Origin of the sequence: Flavobacterium cryophilum, assembly GCF_048286555.1 — a bacterium.
In the GTDB taxonomy this organism is placed as follows: Bacteria; Bacteroidota; Bacteroidia; order Flavobacteriales; family Flavobacteriaceae; genus Flavobacterium.
Genome location: NZ_JBLVPZ010000001.1, coordinates 121511 through 138690, shown reverse-complemented (window position 1 = coordinate 138690; position 17180 = coordinate 121511). Strand labels below are relative to the sequence as shown.

16 protein-coding genes are annotated in these 17180 nt (G+C 33.8%); 7 read left to right on the top strand and 9 right to left on the bottom strand.

All coding sequences use genetic code 11. The features are described 5' to 3' along the window. Positions 1-287 precede the first annotated feature (287 nt). The 3 genes from ACNQGJ_RS00665 to ACNQGJ_RS00655 all read left to right on the top strand — a co-directional run bounded on the left by ACNQGJ_RS00665 (position 288) and on the right by ACNQGJ_RS00655 (position 4099). Positions 288-2351, top strand: a complete 2064-nt coding sequence (locus ACNQGJ_RS00665) for a recombinase (RefSeq protein ID WP_417971092.1) — start codon at positions 288-290, stop codon at positions 2349-2351. Positions 2352-2404: 53 nt separating this feature from the next. After that, complete coding sequence (gene dinB / locus ACNQGJ_RS00660; RefSeq protein WP_417971094.1) at positions 2405-3487, top strand: DNA polymerase IV; 1083 nt, start codon at positions 2405-2407, stop codon at positions 3485-3487. A gap of 96 nt (positions 3488-3583) precedes the next feature. Further along, positions 3584-4099 (top strand): PAS domain-containing protein, encoded by a 516-nt coding sequence (locus ACNQGJ_RS00655; RefSeq protein WP_417971096.1) that lies wholly within the window; start codon positions 3584-3586, stop codon positions 4097-4099. A gap of 58 nt (positions 4100-4157) precedes the next feature. Here the strand turns inward: ACNQGJ_RS00655 and ACNQGJ_RS00650 are convergent, their stop codons facing one another. From ACNQGJ_RS00650 to ACNQGJ_RS00625, 6 genes are all read right to left on the bottom strand, one after another. Then, positions 4158-4928 carry a Bax inhibitor-1/YccA family protein gene (locus tag ACNQGJ_RS00650; RefSeq protein ID WP_417971098.1) on the bottom strand — a complete coding sequence of 257 codons (771 nt, stop codon included), beginning with the start codon at positions 4926-4928 and terminating at the stop codon, positions 4158-4160. Between the two features lie 174 nt (positions 4929-5102). After that, positions 5103-6533: a pyruvate kinase gene (pyk, locus tag ACNQGJ_RS00645; RefSeq protein WP_417971100.1), complete on the bottom strand. Its 1431-nt coding sequence runs from the start codon at positions 6531-6533 to the stop codon at positions 5103-5105. Between the two features lie 5 nt (positions 6534-6538). Then, a complete protein-coding gene (locus ACNQGJ_RS00640) occupies positions 6539-7027 on the bottom strand; it encodes an IPExxxVDY family protein (protein ID WP_417971102.1) in 489 nt (162 codons plus the stop codon). Between the two features lie 114 nt (positions 7028-7141). After that, positions 7142-7882: a ribonuclease III family protein gene (locus ACNQGJ_RS00635; protein WP_417971104.1), complete on the bottom strand. Its 741-nt coding sequence runs from the start codon at positions 7880-7882 to the stop codon at positions 7142-7144. Between the two features lie 4 nt (positions 7883-7886). Then, on the bottom strand, positions 7887-9143 hold the full coding sequence (gene fabF, locus ACNQGJ_RS00630; protein WP_417971106.1) for a beta-ketoacyl-ACP synthase II: 1257 nt from the start codon (positions 9141-9143) through the stop codon (positions 7887-7889). Positions 9144-9327: 184 nt separating this feature from the next. Continuing rightward, positions 9328-9564: an acyl carrier protein gene (locus ACNQGJ_RS00625; protein ID WP_007137004.1), complete on the bottom strand. Its 237-nt coding sequence runs from the start codon at positions 9562-9564 to the stop codon at positions 9328-9330. Positions 9565-9740: 176 nt separating this feature from the next. On the opposite strand from ACNQGJ_RS00625, the gene purN reads away from it, so the two are divergent. From purN to ACNQGJ_RS00605, 4 genes are all read left to right on the top strand, one after another. Next, a complete protein-coding gene (gene purN / locus ACNQGJ_RS00620; protein WP_417971108.1) occupies positions 9741-10310 on the top strand; it encodes a phosphoribosylglycinamide formyltransferase in 570 nt (189 codons plus the stop codon). 42 nt (positions 10311-10352) lie between these two features. Then, on the top strand, positions 10353-10832 hold the full coding sequence (locus ACNQGJ_RS00615) for a ribonuclease HI (protein WP_417971110.1): 480 nt from the start codon (positions 10353-10355) through the stop codon (positions 10830-10832). 106 nt (positions 10833-10938) lie between these two features. Then, positions 10939-11862, top strand: a complete 924-nt coding sequence (locus tag ACNQGJ_RS00610; protein ID WP_417971112.1) for a PfkB family carbohydrate kinase — start codon at positions 10939-10941, stop codon at positions 11860-11862. A 138-nt stretch (positions 11863-12000) separates the two neighbouring features. After that, positions 12001-13899, top strand: a complete 1899-nt coding sequence (locus ACNQGJ_RS00605; protein ID WP_417971114.1) for an amidophosphoribosyltransferase — start codon at positions 12001-12003, stop codon at positions 13897-13899. Positions 13900-14308: 409 nt separating this feature from the next. Here ACNQGJ_RS00605 and ACNQGJ_RS00600 read toward each other — a convergent pair whose 3' ends face one another. The 3 genes from ACNQGJ_RS00600 to ACNQGJ_RS00590 all read right to left on the bottom strand — a co-directional run bounded on the left by ACNQGJ_RS00600 (position 14309) and on the right by ACNQGJ_RS00590 (position 17122). After that, the gene (locus ACNQGJ_RS00600; protein WP_417971116.1) at positions 14309-14932 is read right to left on the bottom strand and encodes a hypothetical protein; all 624 of its coding nucleotides are present in this window, start codon (positions 14930-14932) and stop codon (positions 14309-14311) included. A 517-nt stretch (positions 14933-15449) separates the two neighbouring features. Continuing rightward, positions 15450-16058 carry a superoxide dismutase gene (locus ACNQGJ_RS00595; protein WP_417971118.1) on the bottom strand — a complete coding sequence of 203 codons (609 nt, stop codon included), beginning with the start codon at positions 16056-16058 and terminating at the stop codon, positions 15450-15452. A gap of 380 nt (positions 16059-16438) precedes the next feature. After that, positions 16439-17122, bottom strand: coding sequence for a ComF family protein (locus ACNQGJ_RS00590; RefSeq protein WP_417971120.1), 684 nt, complete (start codon positions 17120-17122; stop codon positions 16439-16441). Positions 17123-17180 lie beyond the last annotated feature (58 nt).

Below are 17180 nucleotides of genomic sequence, written 5' to 3'. Positions count from 1 at the left end.
ATGATTTTCACTTCTATCTGGGCTAATCCAGAAAATCAAAGGTATCAAATATTTCTATTTTTTGCGTTTTAATATCTTTTGTTCAGGCATTAGATTTATGCACAGCGCTCTTATTGTACAATAAATTAGTTTTGTAGTGAATGTACATTTGTACGATGTTATAGGTTTAGATCGCTATTTGTACCTTGTCTATTAGTTATTTTATGAAGAAGTTAATGGAAGTTGATGCAGCGATTTGTATTTTTACAAAAAAATCTGAATAAATTCTGAATATGCCAATTTTTAAAGTGAAATCTAAACTAACACCAGCAACACTCCTACTTAAGTTTTTTGGAGAAAGTCAGTTGTGGCGTGAAACAGATGATGCCTTAGAGCCTTTAATCGAACTGATTCGGCTGATTAGACCGTTGAAAATTAAAAATTTAGAAACGGTAGATTTGCATGACATTATATCGTTTTTTAATGAAAATGATTCTTGCAGACAACAATTCGCAGCATATTTTAAAGAAATAGTAAAAGATAAAAAATTCAATAAAATACTTTCTGATGCAGCTATTCTCCAAGATGTAGATTTTATTTTTGAGGTCAAAAAAAGAATTTTTGCTAAGTTATTACCTTATCAGCCTCAAAAAAACACTTTAGAATATATATTGAATCAAGTCTTCTACTTGGCCAGTGACACAATTTGGGTTAATAAAATCCCGTCCAGTCAATTAGAGGAATTATACGGGATTTTACAATTTAAATCAATTTATGAAAGTGTTGAGCCTAATTCAGCTTTATCGGAAATTGTAGTTGCCATGGATTTAATTACGCAACGAATAAGTGGCCGTGCCTTGGAAACTGATGTTATGAAAATGGTGCCGGAATTTGATGATTATGAAAGTCCTTTCACGGCTTTTGAAAAGGAATTATTCCTGATTGAAGACCGAATTAGAAATTCTGAAAGCCACATCGTTCAACCCGACGATTTGTCCTATGCGCAATTATTAGTTTTACACAAGCAGTGTGAGGACTTTGTGGAAAAAGCATTTCACAACAGTTCTAAATATGGAATTTCACTCCGGGTAAATCAGAATTTATTAAAAATTAGCCAGCAGTTAGTACGGCTAAAATTTTTAATTTCGTTATTGACTATAGAAAAAGGGAACAATAAAAAAATTAACGGAATTACATTGGCGTTGCACTTAATTAAATACAATTGCTACAAGAATAATGTACGGAAATTTATTGGTGAAAGTACCCAATTAATTTCTTATGAAATAACACAACATACGGCTAAAACGGGAGAACATTATATTACTGAGAGCCGAAAAGAGTATTTCAAAATGTTTAGAACTGCTTTAGGCGGAGGATTCATAGTTGGTATTTTATGCGTCATTAAAGTTTTTCTTTCTAATGCAGATACCAGTTTTTTTGGACACGCTTTTCTATACAGTATGAATTATGCTTTTGGATTTATCGCGATCTATCTTTTAGGTTTTACGCTCGCTACAAAACAACCGGCGATGACAGCTTCCGCTTTAATAAAAGCATTGGAGGAAGGCGTAATAAAAAAAGGAAAAGATGCTGAAAAGTATACCGCTTTTGCTATCCTTTTTGCGCGCGTATTTCGTTCACAGTTTATCGCTTTTGTGGGGAATGTAATCATGGCTTTTCCGGTTTCATTACTTGGAATTTGGCTTATAGATTATACAGCACACTACAATATTGCGGCTACTAAATGGGAAGGTTTACTTATAGACATTAGTCCAATTCATTCCCTAGCGATTTTTCATGCGGCGATAGCAGGATTTTTTCTGTTTTTATCTGGGATTATCTCAGGAAGTGTTGCCAATAGAGATAAACACAATCAAGTTTTTTTCCGGATAACGGAACACCCCATGTTGAAAAGAAGCTTAGGGAAAGCACGCACGTTAAAATTAGCCAAACTGTATGAAAAAAGAGGAGCTGGAATTATTTCTAATTTTTGGTTTGGTGTTTTTATGGGAAGTACGGCTTCGATAGGGTTGTTTTTAGGGTTGAATCTCGATATTAGACACATCACTTTTGTAAGTGGTAATCTTGCTTTAGGTTTATATGGAGCAAATTATCAAGTAAGCGACTCTATGTTATTTTGGGGAATTTTTGGAATTGGTGTTATAGGAGCGATTAACTTTATGGTGAGTTTCGGTCTTTCACTGGGACTGGCGTTTCGTTCAAGGGCGATCTCATTATTTGAATTGCGATTTGTTACTGTTTCAATTTGGAATCATTTTAAGTCGAGACCCATTAGCTTCTTTTTTCCAACAGAAAAGAAAAGTAAATCGCAAGTTGTTGAAAACTATTTGCAAGTGGAAGATCAAAAATAGTTTTTAGTGTTACGAAATCATTCGAAAATAGAATTGGATATTCAGTCAGTTAGATGCAGGAACTAATTCCCTATAGAAAAATCATACACGTTGACATGGACGCTTTCTATGCTTCAGTGGAGCAAATGGATAATCCAGAATTGCGTGGGAAGCCTATTGCTGTTGGAGGCTCAGAAAACCGAGGTGTTGTTGCTGCCGCAAGTTATGAAGCCAGAAAATTTGGAGTCCGAAGTGCTATTAGCGGTGTTATGGCCAGAAAAAATTGTCCGGAACTTATTTTTGTCCGGCCGCGTTTTGATCGGTACAAAGAAATTTCGAATAAAATTCATAAGATTTTTTATGAATATACTGATTTAGTTGAGCCATTGTCACTTGATGAAGCTTATTTAGACGTTACTATTAATAAAAAAGGAAACCCAAGCGCCACATTATTGGCACAGGAAATACGACAACGTATTTTCAACGAAGTGGGTTTAACGGCTTCTGCTGGAATATCAATGAATAAGTTTGTGGCTAAAATTGCCAGTGATTTCAACAAGCCTAATGGTCAAAAAACAGTTAATCCGGAGGACGTTATTTCGTTCTTGGAAGTATTGCCCATTCGGAAATTCCATGGTGTTGGAAAAGTAACGACCGAAAAAATGTACCAACTGGGAATTTTCACCGGACTGGAGCTGAAAAGCAAAACACTGGAGTTCTTGGAAAAACATTTTGGGAAATCAGGAAATTTTTATTACAATGTTGGAAGGGGAATTCACAACAGCGAAGTAAAATCAAATCGAATTACAAAATCAGTTGCCGCCGAACATACTTTTGATGTCAATCTTTCGTCAGAAATTTTCATGATTGAAAAACTACAGATCATCGCCGATTCATTGGAAAAAAGATTAAAAAGACATAATGTAGCTGGTAAAACAATCACTTTAAAAATAAAATACAGTGACTTTACACAACAAACACGAAGCAAAACATTGCCTTATTTTGTTTCAGATAAAGGATTGATTCTTGAAGTAGTAAAGGACCTCTTGTATCAAGAACGCATGAAAGATTCCGTTAGATTGCTTGGGATTTCCCTTGGCAATTTAAACACTGATGAGAAAAAGTTTGTTGTCGTCCAGTTAAAATTTGAGTTTTGATGAATTTATGTAGTACTTCAACAATGGTTAAAGTCTGTAAAATAGTGTCTTTTTCTTGTAAATAAAATTATATTTGATTTCTTAATAGAAAACGACATGAATAATTTTAGACAATATGACGAGGCTATTGCGAAGTATCACAGTAGTTTAAATGTAAAAACGGTTCCTGTTACATCTTGGAATTTTCACAATGATTTTTTAGGTTTAATTAAAAATATCTTTGTGGATGTAAACAAGTTAGGCGTGCTCGCGTCCCAAAGTAAATGGATTCATAATAACTGGGATTTGAAAACGCGGCTGAGGGAAGAGGTAATAATTTTGACCGACACTAAATTAAATATTGTTTTTGCATCGTATAATATGATAAAAATGAATGGTTATGTGGAGTCGGAAGTTTTGGGTAAAAACCCTAAAATTTTTCAAGGCAAGTCTACTGATTTGGCTATTTCAAATGAAATTCGAACTGCTATATCGCTACAGCAACCTTTTGAAAAAACAGTTATGAATTATAAAAAAAATGGTGATGTCTATGTCTGTTTGATAAAAGGGTTTCCAATTTTTAATCGCAAAGGAAAGTTAAGTCACTATATAGCTTTTGAGAAAGCTGCATAAAAGAGCAAACTTCTTTAAGTTGGAAAAATTGTCTCTTTATAAAATTTTCATGATAGTTTTAATTTTTACTGTTCAATTTAGAGAGTAATCTTAAAAATTCGATATACAACCAAACCAACGTAATCATTAGCCCCATTGCACCATACCATTCCATGTATTTTGGCATTTTTTGTTCGGCTCCTTTTTCTATTCGGTCAAAATCTAAAAACAGATTTAAAGCGGCAATTACAATGACAAAAACACTAATTCCAATGCTCATCATGGAGTTTCCATAATGTACGGGAACAAAACTCGTAAACATAGAAAAAACCCATGATACGAGATAATAAGTTGCAATAGCAAGTGTCGCTGCCACAACAACTGATTTAAATTGCTCTGTTACTTTTACAATTTTATATTTATACAATCCCAGACATACCATAAAAGTTACAAAAGTTGCACCTACTGCTTGAATTACGATTCCAGGATACATCGCTTCAAATATTGCTGAAATTCCACCAATAAATAATCCTTCAAACAACGCATATCCAGGAGCTAAGTAGGGAGAATATTGTGGTTTGAAAGCAGCGATAAGTACTAAAACCAATCCAACAACAGCACCACCAATTGCGGGAACCAATGGGTTCATTCCGTTAAAAGTCAACCACCAGATTACAGTTGCAGATGCGCTAAGAAGCAAAAATAAAATTAAGCTTTTATTGATGGTCCCGGACAAAGTCATCGCCTCGTTGTAATCAATTATAGTAGCATTATGTACGTGGTCATTTTTTGAAACTGCAGTGGAAAAAGTTTTGTTATTTAAAAATGGATTTTTAGAATTGAAACTCATAATTGTTGGGTTATTTGTTGCTCAAATATAAATTTTATTTTGCAGAAGATTGTTTAAATAGTCTTAAATTTTTTTCATGTAAAAATCATATTGCTGTGATTAAGGCATAAAAAATCCGTCTTATTTCGTTTTTTAAAACGATACAAGACGGATAAGAATTTACGTAGTTTTAAACTATTCTATTTCTGATACTCTCAAGGTGTTCACCATTCCTTTATCTTTAATTGGCATTGCCGCTAAATTGATAAGAAAATCTCCTTTTTGTACAAAACCTTTTTGTTTTACAATTTCGTTTATGTCCGTTACGGTATCATCTGTGCTTACATCTTTAGTATACATGAAAGATTTTACACCCCACAATAAATTAAGTTGCGTAAGGATTCTTTTATTCGATGTAAATACTAAAATATGTGCATTAGGTCTCCAAGCGGAAATTTGGAAAGCGGTATACCCACTATTTGTCAAAGTACAGATTGCTTTCGCTTTAATTACGTTAGCCATAGTTGCTGCATGATGACAAATTGTTTTAGTGATAAAACGTTTTGTTTTAATTTGCGGCGTGTTTTGTGGCACATGAATTAGCGGCGAATCTTCCACTGCTTCAATGATTTGAGTCATTTTTTGAATTACCTGAACGGGATAGTTTCCGGTAGCTGTTTCTCCAGAAAGCATTACTGCATCTGCGCCATCCATAACTGAATTGGCAACATCATTAACTTCGGCACGTGTTGGCGTCAAGCTAGTGATCATCGTTTCCATCATTTGAGTGGCAACAATTACTGGTATTCTTGCAGTTTTAGCTCTGCGAATTAATTCTTTTTGAACCAAAGGCACTTCGTGTGCAGGAAGTTCAACTCCTAAATCTCCACGAGCAACCATAAGTGCATCGCAATAAGCAACAATTTTGTCAATATTTTCTAATGCTTCTGGCATTTCTATTTTGGCAATAATTGGGATTTTATAGTCAGAGTGTTCTGCAATTAATTCTTGTAAATCTTGCAAGTCTCTTGGCGTTTTTACAAAAGATAATGCAATCCAATCAACGTTTTGTCCAATAGCAAAAATAGCATCAGCAATATCTTTTTCAGTCATCGCTGGTAAAGAAATTTTTGTATTAGGTAGATTTACACCTTTTTTAGATTTCAATTCACCCCCTTGAATTACTCGAGCGATAACTTCTGTTTTTTTATCAGTTTCAACGATTTCGAAAATAAGCTTTCCATCGTCCAGCAAAATTCTTTCTCCAGGATTTACATCATTAGGAAAGTTTTGGTATTTCATAAATACTTTCTTTGCCGTTCCAAGAACGTCTTCTGCAGTTGTAAATGTTATTAAATCTCCATCATGTACCACTACACCTTCCTCCATAACTCCTACACGAAGTTTAGGTCCTTGTAAATCGCCCAGGATTGCAGTTGTATAGCCAAATTCTTCATTAAGACCTCGTATGATATTAATTTTTTCTTTTACATCAGTGTAGTCAGCATGTGAAAAATTTACTCTAAATACATTTACACCGGCATCAATCATGTCTTTTATGATTTCTCTTGTACTACATGCGGGCCCAAGTGTGGCTACAATTTTTGTTTTTTTGTTTGTAAGCATTTGTATTAAAAAATTAAATTGTTTTTTGATTTTATCCGATTTGTATCTACCATATAAACTGTTGACACGTTATCGATGGTATTTAATAGGATCTGTATTTTTGATACATTAATAGTATCATCATTATTTTCTATTTTTAAAAAGTAATCTACTTTTCTAAATTCCGGAAGTAAAAAAACTTTTGTGGAAACTTCCATCGTTACGTTCGAAAATAAATTTTGAGTATTCCCTTTTTTATATTGAATGACCTCATTTTTATTTTGAATCAAATTCCAAGAGACATCTTTTTCGGTATCATTATAATAAAATCTTGAAAAATTTGTTTCTCCTTCTGTGATAGTAATTTGAATTTCATTTCTGCTTTTATTCAAATTTATAGGCAGCTTTTGATTGATGAAATACGCCAATCTGTAGTCCTCTAATGAAGTATGAATTGCGATGAGATAGTAATCTATTTCGTCAAATTCGTCAAGATTCAATTTATGAATTGCCATTTCATGAAAAGATAAGGTGTAAATATAGTATTTCTATTGACGTCTAGAGTGCTCAAAATAAGATGTTTTTCTTAATTTATGAACGAAAACGTTGTAGTTTTCCGGAAAGCATTATTATTTGCGATCCATTTTTTCTTGAAATGCAAAATAAGCACGTTGGGATGCTTTTTCTTCTGCTTTCTTTTTTGAGGTTGCCCGTGCTTTTGCAATCACTTTGTCATCGATACTAAGTTTCACGCCAAATAAACGTTGCCCATCAATTGCGTTATCTTCAAAAATATCGTAATGAAATATTTTCTTTTCTTTTTGGCACCATTCTATTACCAAACTTTTATAACTAATTACTTTTCCTTCGAGTCTTGCGATATCGACGTATGGGACTATCACTCTTTTCTGAATGAACTTTTCACAATATATATATCCTCTGTCAAGATAAATTGCTCCTACTAGAGATTCAAAAATATTGCCATGTATGTTTTCACCAAAATGTTGTATCGGGACTTTGCTTTCTATATATTGTACTAAATTTAGGTCTTTCCCTAATTCGTTCAAATGCTCTCTGCTTACAATTTTGGAGCGCATTTTGGTTAAATAACCTTCGTCTCCAGCGGGTGCCTTGCTAAATAAATGTGCTGCAATTACAGAGCTAAGCATGGCGTCACCTAAAAACTCTAAACGTTCGTAATTAATTGGATTGCCTAATATGTCGAGGCGATTTGAGGAACGATGTGTGAAGGCTTTCTTGTAATAATCTAAGTTTAGTGGATTAAAACCCAATATTTTCTGAATAGAATCAAAAAAAATCCCGTCTTCTGGAGAACGGGATTTTGAAAATATTTTTCTGATTATACGCATATAATTATTTAATTTCTAATTTTTTCACCAATACACAAGCATTGTGACCGCCAAAACCAAAAGTATTACTCATAACAACGTTCATTTCTCTTTTCTGCGCTTTATTGAAAGTAAAATTTAATTTAGAATCAATGCTTTCATCATTAGTAAAATGATTTATTGTTGGTGGCACAATTCCATATTTCATAGAAAGAATAGAAGAAATTGTTTCAATAGCACCTGCTGCGCCAAGTAAATGACCAGTCATCGATTTTGTTGAATTCAGATTCATGCTATAGGCATGTTCGCCAAAAACATGAAGTATAGCTTTAGATTCGGCCATATCACCAAGGGGCGTTGAAGTTCCGTGCATGTTTACACCGTCGACATCAGATGGGTTTAATCCTGCGTCTCTCAAACAGTTTAACATTACGTTTTTAGCACCTAATCCATCGGGATGTGGAGCGGTTATATGATGCGCATCTGCTGACATACCGCCACCGCCAATTTCGCAATATATTTTTGCACCTCGAGCAATAGCATGTTCGTATTCTTCTAGAATTAAAGCACCGGCTCCTTCTCCTAAAATAAATCCGTCACGATCTTTGTCCATTGGTCTGGAAGCTGTTTTAGGATCGTCATTTCTCGTTGATAAAGCATGCATGGCATTAAATCCTCCCATACCGGCTATTGTTACTGCAGCCTCAGATCCTCCGGTTACCATAACATCGGCGTGACCTAATCTGATATAATTAAAAGCATCAATGATTGCATTTGTGGAAGATGCACAGGCGGATACTGTAGCAAAATTTGGTCCTCTAAATCCGTATTTTATTGAAATATGACCACAGGCAATATCTGAAATCATTTTTGGAATAAAGAAAGGATTGAATTTAGGAGTTCCATCCCCTGCAGCAAAATTCAACATTTCGATTTGAAAGGTCTCTAATCCACCAATTCCTGAACCCCAAATTACACCAGCTCTGTCTTTGTCTAATGTTTCCATGTTGAATCCAGCATCATTTACAGCTTCATCAGAGGCAACCATTGCATATTGTGCATAGCGGTCCATTTTTCTAGCCTCTTTTCTGTCTAAAAAATCTTCTGCATTAAAATTTTTTAATTCACATGCAAATTGAGTTTTAAATTTTGAAGCGTCGAAATAAGTGATTGGAGCGGCGCCACTAACGCCGTTAATTAGTCCGTTCCAATATTCTTCAATGTTATTTCCAATGGGTGTAAGCGCGCCTAAACCTGTTACAACAACTCGTCTTAATATCATAAATTCTTTATTTTTGTTATCTTTAAACAAATAAAACCCATGCTATCTTTGCTGTATTACTATTACGAAAGAGCCATGGGTATTACAATAAATATAGTTTTTGATTGAAATTCAATCTCGAATTTAATTTTTTAAAAAAAATAATAACACCCGTTTACAAGATTGCAAACGGGTGTGTACTTTATTATTTTTTAGCTTCCTCGATGTAAGAGATTGCTTGACCTACAGTAGCGATGTTTTCTGCTTGATCGTCTGGAATTTGAATGTCAAATTCTTTTTCGAATTCCATAATAAGCTCAACAGTGTCTAATGAGTCAGCGCCTAAATCATTAGTGAAGCTTGCTTCTGTTACAACTTCGTTTTCGTCAACACCTAATTTGTCTACGATAATCGCTTTTACTCTTGATGCAATGTCTGACATAATCTTTAATTTTAGAATTTAATTTGTTGGCAAAAATAAAAAACTTTATTTTAAAATAACTATTTAGTTAATAAATGTGACAACTAATTTATGAAATTTATTTTAACAAAGCTGTCGCAATGTTATTTATTTTCGATTTTTATGCCTTTTTTTGTGCAATTAAAACAGGTAAGGTTATGAAAAAAATTGTGGTTTTTGCTTCTGGATCGGGTACGAATGCTGAAAATATCATAAAGTATTTTGCGAAAACAAAAATTGGAACAGTTGAAGCGGTGTTTACAAATAACCAAAGTGCTGCAGTGATTGAAAAGGCAAAAAACTGTGGAGTTCCAACAATATCTTTCTCAAAAGAAGAGTTAAATGAGAGTTTTGTACTACATAAAATAAATGAACTCCAACCTGATTTGATTGTTTTGGCAGGATTCTTATTAAAATTCCCCGAAAATATCATTGCAGCGTATCCTAATAAGATCATAAATATTCATCCCGCATTGCTGCCAAAGTATGGCGGAAAAGGAATGTACGGGATGTACATTCATCGAGCAATTGTAGGGAATAAAGAAATAGAAACTGGAATTACCATTCATTTTGTTGATGAAAATTATGATGAAGGAAATATTATTTTTCAAAAAAAGATAGCTTTATCGGGAGATGAAACTCCAGAAGAAGTTGCGGGTAAGATACATCAGTTAGAACAAAAATATTTCCCGGAGGTAATTGAAAAATTGTTAGAAAAGCTGCTCTAGTATCGCAAAAAAGCTAACAATATTTAATTCTGATAGTCTACAATGGAACACGAAGTACATATATATACGGATGGCGCTGCCAAAGGAAATCCTGGAAACGGTGGTTATGGTGTAGTAATGGAATGGGTAGGAAAACCGTATAAAAAAGAATTCTATGAAGGCTTTCGTCGCACTACTAATAATAGAATGGAATTACTGGGCGTTATTGTAGGTTTGGAAAAATTAAAAAACCTGAACACAAGAGTTTTAGTGATTTCTGATTCTAAGTATGTGGTAGATTCAGTCGTAAAAAAATGGGTTTTAGGCTGGGAAAAAAAAGGATTTGTTGACAGGAAAAATTCCGACTTGTGGAAAAGATTTTTAATTGTTTACAGAAAACACAAAGTCGATTTTAAATGGATCAAAGGACATAACAATCATGTTCAAAACGAAAGATGTGATGCCTTAGCCGTGATGGCTTCGATGCAAAAGCAACTTTCAGTCGATGCTTTTTACGAAAAAGAAGAAGGGAAGTTGTTGTAATGCAATGTACTTCAAGGTGATAAATTGGCAAAACTTTACAATTAACACTCTTTGCAACTTTACAACTTATAAACTATCTTTGCGCCTTAATTCGAAACCTATATAAATGAATAAATTATTGATTGTTGGAAGCGTTGCTTTTGATGCCATTGAAACCCCTTTTGGCAAAACTGATAAAATTTTAGGTGGAGCTGCACCCTATATAGGACTTTCGGCTTCTTTTTTTAATTTACAATCTGCCATCGTTTCTGTAGTTGGCGATGATTTTCCACAAGAATATTTAGATTTATTAACAGCAAGAAATATTGATATTTCGGGAATTGAAGTGGTAAAAGGCGGGAAAACGTTTTTTTGGAGCGGTCTTTATCACAATGATTTGAATTCAAGAGATACCTTGGTTACTGAACTTAATGTTTTGGGTGATTTTCAGCCAAAAGTACCTCAAAACTTTAAAAGTGCCGATGTAGTGATGTTAGGAAACTTACACCCATTAGTACAAAGTAGTGTTTTAGATCAAATGGAAAACAAACCCAAATTAGTAGTGTTAGACACTATGAATTTTTGGATGGATTGTGCTTTACCAGAATTGCTTGACGTTATAAAACGTATAGATGTAATCACTATTAATGATGAAGAAGCAAGACAGCTTTCGGGAGAATATTCTTTGGTAAAAGCAGCTGCAAAAATTCAAAAAATGGGGCCAAAATACGTGGTGATAAAAAAAGGAGAGCATGGAGCACTTTTGTTTCATAAAAAGGAAGTGTTTTTTGCGCCAGCATTACCATTAGAAGAGGTTTATGATCCAACAGGGGCAGGGGACACTTTTGCAGGCGGATTTGCAGGTTTCATAACACAGAGTGAAAACATATCTTTTGAGAACATGAAAAATGCCGTTATATATGGGTCTAATTTAGCCTCATTTAGTGTGGAGAAATTTGGAACAGCACGGATGGTTAATTTAGAGAAAGAAGAGGTTGTGTCCAGATTACAACAATTCAAATCACTGACACAATTCGATATAGAATTATAATGTACTGAAACCTCGGAAACGAGGTTTTTTTTGTTAAACAAACGCAACAAATTGCATCTGGTTTGATTCTTGTAAACAATAATATCAGTTCAATTTATTTTTAGAATAACACAACACAACAATACAAACAACCTTACGATGAGTGATGCTTTAAAACATGAATGTGGTATAGCTTTAATTAGACTACTAAAACCGCTTGAATTTTATAAAGAGAAATACGGAACTGCTTTCTACGGAATACAAAAAATGTATCTTCTTATGGAAAAGCAGCACAATCGCGGCCAAGACGGAGCAGGTTTTGCAAGCATAAAATTAGATGTGGAGCCAGGAGAACGTTACATCAGCCGTGTTCGTTCGAATAATGCGCAACCTATTCAAGACGTTTTTGCTCAAATAAACGAAAGAATAAATGAGGAAATGACTGCTCATCCCGAATATGCGGATGATGTAGCTTTACAAAAACAAAAAATCCCTTATTTAGGAGAATTATTTTTAGGACACGTTCGTTATGGAACTTTTGGTAAAAATAGCATTGAGAGCGTACATCCATTTTTACGTCAGAATAACTGGATGCACAGAAACTTAATTTTGGCTGGAAATTTTAACATGACGAATGTTAAAGAGCTTTTTCAAAGTTTAGTTGAACTTGGTCAGCATCCAAAAGAAATGGCAGATACGGTTACGGTAATGGAAAAAATTGGTCATTTTCTAGATGATGCCGTAACTGATCTATACCAAGAATGTAAAGTTAATGGATTAACAAAGCGAGAAGCTTCGCCAATAATTGCCGAAAAACTGGATGTTGCCAAGATTTTAACCCGAGCTTCTAAAAATTTAGATGGTGGGTATGCTATGGCAGGGCTTCTAGGTCATGGGGATTCATTTGTATTTAGAGATCCGGCAGGAATTCGGCCCGCTTATTTTTATCAAGATGATGAGATAGTTGTAGTAGCTTCGGAAAGACCCGTAATTCAAACTGTTTTTAATGTTCCTTTTGAAAAAGTTCAAGAAATTGAGCCTGGAAATGCCTTAATCATCAAGAAAAACGGAACGGTTTCTATGCAGGAAATCCTTCCACCAACGGTTAAAAAAGCCTGTGCTTTTGAGCGAATTTATTTCTCCAGAGGTAGTGATGCCGAAATATATCAGGAAAGAAAAACATTAGGTAAGCTTATTTTACCAGCTGTTTTAAAATCCATAGACGAAGACACGGATAATACGGTTTTCTCTTATATTCCAAATACGGCCGAAACTTCATTCTACGGATTAGTTGAAGCAGCGCAAGATTTCTTGAATCAAAGAAAGAACAATTACATTCTTCAAAATAGAAATACCTTAACAAAGGAATCGTTGCAAGAATTGCTTTCAGTAAAAATACGTACTGAGAAAGTAGCCATTAAAGATGCTAAATTAAGAACTTTTATTACAGAGGATAGCAGTCGCGACGATTTAGTAGCGCACGTTTATGATGTTACGTATGGTGTGATTAAACCAACAGATAATTTAGTAATTATAGATGATAGTATAGTTCGTGGTACAACCTTAAAAATGAGTATTATCAAAATGATGGATCGTTTGAATCCAAAGCGAATTGTTATAGTGTCATCGGCACCACAAATACGCTATCCAGATTGTTACGGTATTGATATGGCTAAACTGGAAGGTTTGGTAGCGTTTAAAGCTGCTTTAGAATTGCTAAAAGAAAGAAACTTGTATCATATTGTTGACGAAGTATATGTAAAGTGTAAAGCACAAGAAAACTTCAAGGACAGTGATGTTGTAAATTATGTAACAGCAATATATGCGCCTTTTCAACCACAAGAGGTTTCTGATAAAATTGCACAAATGTTGAGTTCTCCTGAGATTAAAGCCGAAGTTAAAATTATTTTTCAAACAGTAGAAGATTTGCATATTGCTTGTCCGAAAAATTTAGGAGATTGGTATTTTACCGGAGACTATCCAACTCCTGGAGGTAACCGAGTAGTGAACAGAGCATTCATGAATTTCTATGAAGGAAAAGATGCTAGGGCGTACTAATAACTGGGGCCATAAGTTTTTAATCGGTTTTCTAAGTTGTTTATCTAATTTATTTGGTGGCAACGAAGTACTAGTATAAATTTGTATCACCATAACATTAGTAGGTTAAGTTTATGGTAGATTTGGGGCAAAAAGGGTGGAAGAAATTCCACCTTTTTTATTGGAATAAAGTCTGATGAAAAGAGAATAGAAGAAAGAGAATAGAAAAAAGACGAATAAGCCACGAGTTTAATCGTCTTTTTTGGTATAAAAAATTTGGGAAAACTATTAGGCATAAAAAAATAGACAAACTAACTTTTAAGCTATTTTGTCTATTCTCTTTATTCTTTAATCTAGGTTTTTTGCAAAAAAAACTATTTCTCTAAAGCAAATCTTCTTGAAACTTGAGTGTTTTTGCTGTGCCTTTTAACTAAAATTTCATACCACAAGCCAAAGAAATATTTGTGATGGTATCTCCATTTGAATCAATTTGAAACCCTGCGCTGGGTCCGATATAGATTTTATTAGAAATAGAATAGTTATAAAATAGTTGAAAAACACCTCCAATAGATAAAGTATTCTGTGGGCTTTCATTACTAACAAAGCTAATTGGCACATCAAATCCTGTTCCGGCAATAGGAAATACAGTATTTATATCGTCAGGGGTAGATGAAGATTGGTAGCGTACTAATGGTCCTAGTCGTAAGCCTAGGTCATTTTTTTTATTTCTAAAAACACTCAATCCAATTTTACCGGCTAATTGAATTCCTGCCGTAGTAAATCGATACGATCCATCAATGTTTTTTCCAGATTTGTCAGTGTAATATAGAGCGCTAGAGCCATAGTGGATACTTGTTCCAACTTCGACAGTGTACGATACTTTTTTTCTGAAATAGTGAGTGTAACTTGTATTTAATGTTAATCCAGCAAGATCGCCACTGCCATGCAAGCCTGTACCCATCTCTATTTGTAAGGATTTATTTAAAAGTGTTGTGGTGTCTTGAGCACAAAGCAATGCTGGAAAAAAGAATAATAAAAGGACTAGTGATTTCATGTTTTGAGTTGTTGTATTTTATTACTTTCTTCTTTTGATTTTTTTCATGACTAATATTTTATGGTTAGTATATGTAAGTTAAATTACGTTAAATTTATTCTAAAAATAATTTATTTAACATAAAAATAACACTATTTATACTATTTGTAAAAAACTATATGCTTCTTTTTTAGTGTTTTAAATTAATAAACAAGTATAAATTTTAATTGTTGCGTAAAAGAATTGAGCCCTATTTATAGAAGAGAAAACAGGGAAAATAAAAAGGACTAGGTTGACAGTTTCAGCAGAAAAATTCTAAATAAATTGATTGAAATCAAGAATAATAAAGTTAATAACTTTTACTTTTAGAGTTACTTTTTTATTGGAATAAAATTAAAGCCTCCCAAATCCAAAGTAAAATCCAAAGAAGTTATATAGAGTATACTAATTCTTAAACATAGCAAAACAGGCTATTAAAAAGACGAATAAATCTTTTTAACAGCCTGTTTTGTTTATTTCCTTTTTATTAAGTTAAGGATTATTTCTCTAAGGCATATCTTCTTGCAACTTCCGTCCAGTTAATTACACTGAAAAAAGCTTCGATATAATCAGGTCTTCTGTTTTGATAATGCAAGTAATAAGCATGTTCCCAAACATCCATTCCTAAAATTGGAGTCCCCTCGCAACCTACACCAGGCATTAGTGGATTATCTTGGTTTGGAGTTCCGCAAACTGCTACTTTTCCCCCTTTATGAACACAAAGCCATGCCCATCCAGAACCAAATTGAGTCGCTCCAGCTTTGCTGAACGATGCTTTAAATTCTTCAAAAGTTCCAAAAGCAGCTTCAATTGCAACTAGTAAATCTCCTGTTGGAAGTCCGCCACCGTTTGGTGTCATTACAGTCCAGAACAAGTTGTGATTGTAAAAACCACCACCATTGTTACGAACGGCTGGGTTTTTTAAATCAAGATTAATCAAAATATTTTCAATTGTCTTACCTTCCATATCCGTTCCAGCAATAGCTGCATTAAGATTGGTAGTATACGCATTGTGATGTTTAGAATGGTGAATTTCCATTGTACGAGCATCAATATAAGGTTCTAATGCGTCATACGCATAAGGTAATTGTGGTAATTCAAAAGCCATAATATGATTGTTTAAATGATTTATAAATATATTTATTCAAATTTAAACATTAAACTTTGGAAACGGAAATTCTATTTCGTTATAATTTCATTAAATTAATTGATAGTGTGCTCTTTGGAGTGGTAACAGACTTGTTTTCAGGAGCTATTTCCTGCTTTCCGCTACAAATGAAATTCACTGAACACCATTTAAAATAAAAGTATAGTGAAGTACTCTTTTTATCCGCCGAAAAGGCGTATAAAAAGGATTTCCACTGCAAACGAAGTTCACTGAACTCCTATGAGTGTAAAAGTTAGGTGAAGTAATCAGGGCTAAAAAACGACTGTGATTTAAGGTATCATTCTGTTTTAAATACACGTTTTAGAATCAAAATTTCCAAATTACGATTGCGCCATCGCCATACAAACGATACTGATTTTTGCATTGGGGATTTTCAGTAAAGCGCGCGAACAGGCTTCTAATGTAGCTCCGGTTGTAATTACATCATCAATTAAAAGAAAATGTTTATCATGGTCTTTTTTGGTAAAGGAAACATCAAAAATGGTTTCAATTCCTTCCGTTCTTCCTAATAAGTTTTTCTTGGATTGCGTTTTTGAGTACACATTCCGAATCAACAGTGAGTCGTTATAATTTACATTTAAACTTGAGGAAAGTGCTTTTCCAAAAGCGGTCACTTGATTGTATCCTCGTTCTTTAAGTTTTCTTCGGTGTAAAGGAACGGGTATAATCTCATTTACTGATTGTAACAATGTGATTGTTTTTAAATCTTCGGCGTACCATTCTCCAAGAATTGTCCCGATTTCTTCATGTCCTTTGTATTTCAAATTATGAATGAGTCTTTGAACAATTCCTTTTTTATGAAAATAAAACAATGCCGAAGTATGAATTACAGGAATTCTGCCGTAAAATTTTTTGAAAGCGTCATTTTCCGGATTTAAGTGGTGATTTGTCAACGGTATATCATGCCTGCAAACGGTACAAATTACATTTTCGTTGTTCAATAAAAAGGAGGTGCAGCCAGAACAGACTTTTGGGAAAAAGAGATTTATAATGCTTTCAAACATGTAATCAAGGATTTATTTATAAAAATAAACAAATCAATGCTTCAATCTTTAATAATTT

Excerpts from the sequence above, each read along its gene's own strand:
- ACNQGJ_RS00595 (WP_417971118.1), bottom strand. The coding sequence starts at position 16,058 with ATGGCTTTTGAATTACCACAATTACCTTATGCGTATGACGCATTAGAA.
- ACNQGJ_RS00605 (WP_417971114.1), top strand. The coding sequence starts at position 12,001 with ATGAGTGATGCTTTAAAACATGAATGTGGTATAGCTTTAATTAGACTA.
- pyk (WP_417971100.1), bottom strand. The coding sequence starts at position 6,533 with ATGCTTACAAACAAAAAAACAAAAATTGTAGCCACACTTGGGCCCGCA.
- dinB (WP_417971094.1), top strand. The coding sequence starts at position 2,405 with ATGCAGGAACTAATTCCCTATAGAAAAATCATACACGTTGACATGGAC.
- purN (WP_417971108.1), top strand. The coding sequence starts at position 9,741 with ATGAAAAAAATTGTGGTTTTTGCTTCTGGATCGGGTACGAATGCTGAA.
- ACNQGJ_RS00640 (WP_417971102.1), bottom strand. The coding sequence starts at position 7,027 with ATGGCAATTCATAAATTGAATCTTGACGAATTTGACGAAATAGATTAC.
- ACNQGJ_RS00590 (WP_417971120.1), bottom strand. The coding sequence starts at position 17,122 with ATGTTTGAAAGCATTATAAATCTCTTTTTCCCAAAAGTCTGTTCTGGC.
- ACNQGJ_RS00615 (WP_417971110.1), top strand. The coding sequence starts at position 10,353 with ATGGAACACGAAGTACATATATATACGGATGGCGCTGCCAAAGGAAAT.
- ACNQGJ_RS00600 (WP_417971116.1), bottom strand. The coding sequence starts at position 14,932 with ATGAAATCACTAGTCCTTTTATTATTCTTTTTTCCAGCATTGCTTTGT.
- ACNQGJ_RS00650 (WP_417971098.1), bottom strand. The coding sequence starts at position 4,928 with ATGAGTTTCAATTCTAAAAATCCATTTTTAAATAACAAAACTTTTTCC.
- ACNQGJ_RS00610 (WP_417971112.1), top strand. The coding sequence starts at position 10,939 with ATGAATAAATTATTGATTGTTGGAAGCGTTGCTTTTGATGCCATTGAA.
- ACNQGJ_RS00635 (WP_417971104.1), bottom strand. The coding sequence starts at position 7,882 with ATGCGTATAATCAGAAAAATATTTTCAAAATCCCGTTCTCCAGAAGAC.
- fabF (WP_417971106.1), bottom strand. The coding sequence starts at position 9,143 with ATGATATTAAGACGAGTTGTTGTAACAGGTTTAGGCGCGCTTACACCC.
- ACNQGJ_RS00625 (WP_007137004.1), bottom strand. The coding sequence starts at position 9,564 with ATGTCAGACATTGCATCAAGAGTAAAAGCGATTATCGTAGACAAATTA.
- ACNQGJ_RS00655 (WP_417971096.1), top strand. The coding sequence starts at position 3,584 with ATGAATAATTTTAGACAATATGACGAGGCTATTGCGAAGTATCACAGT.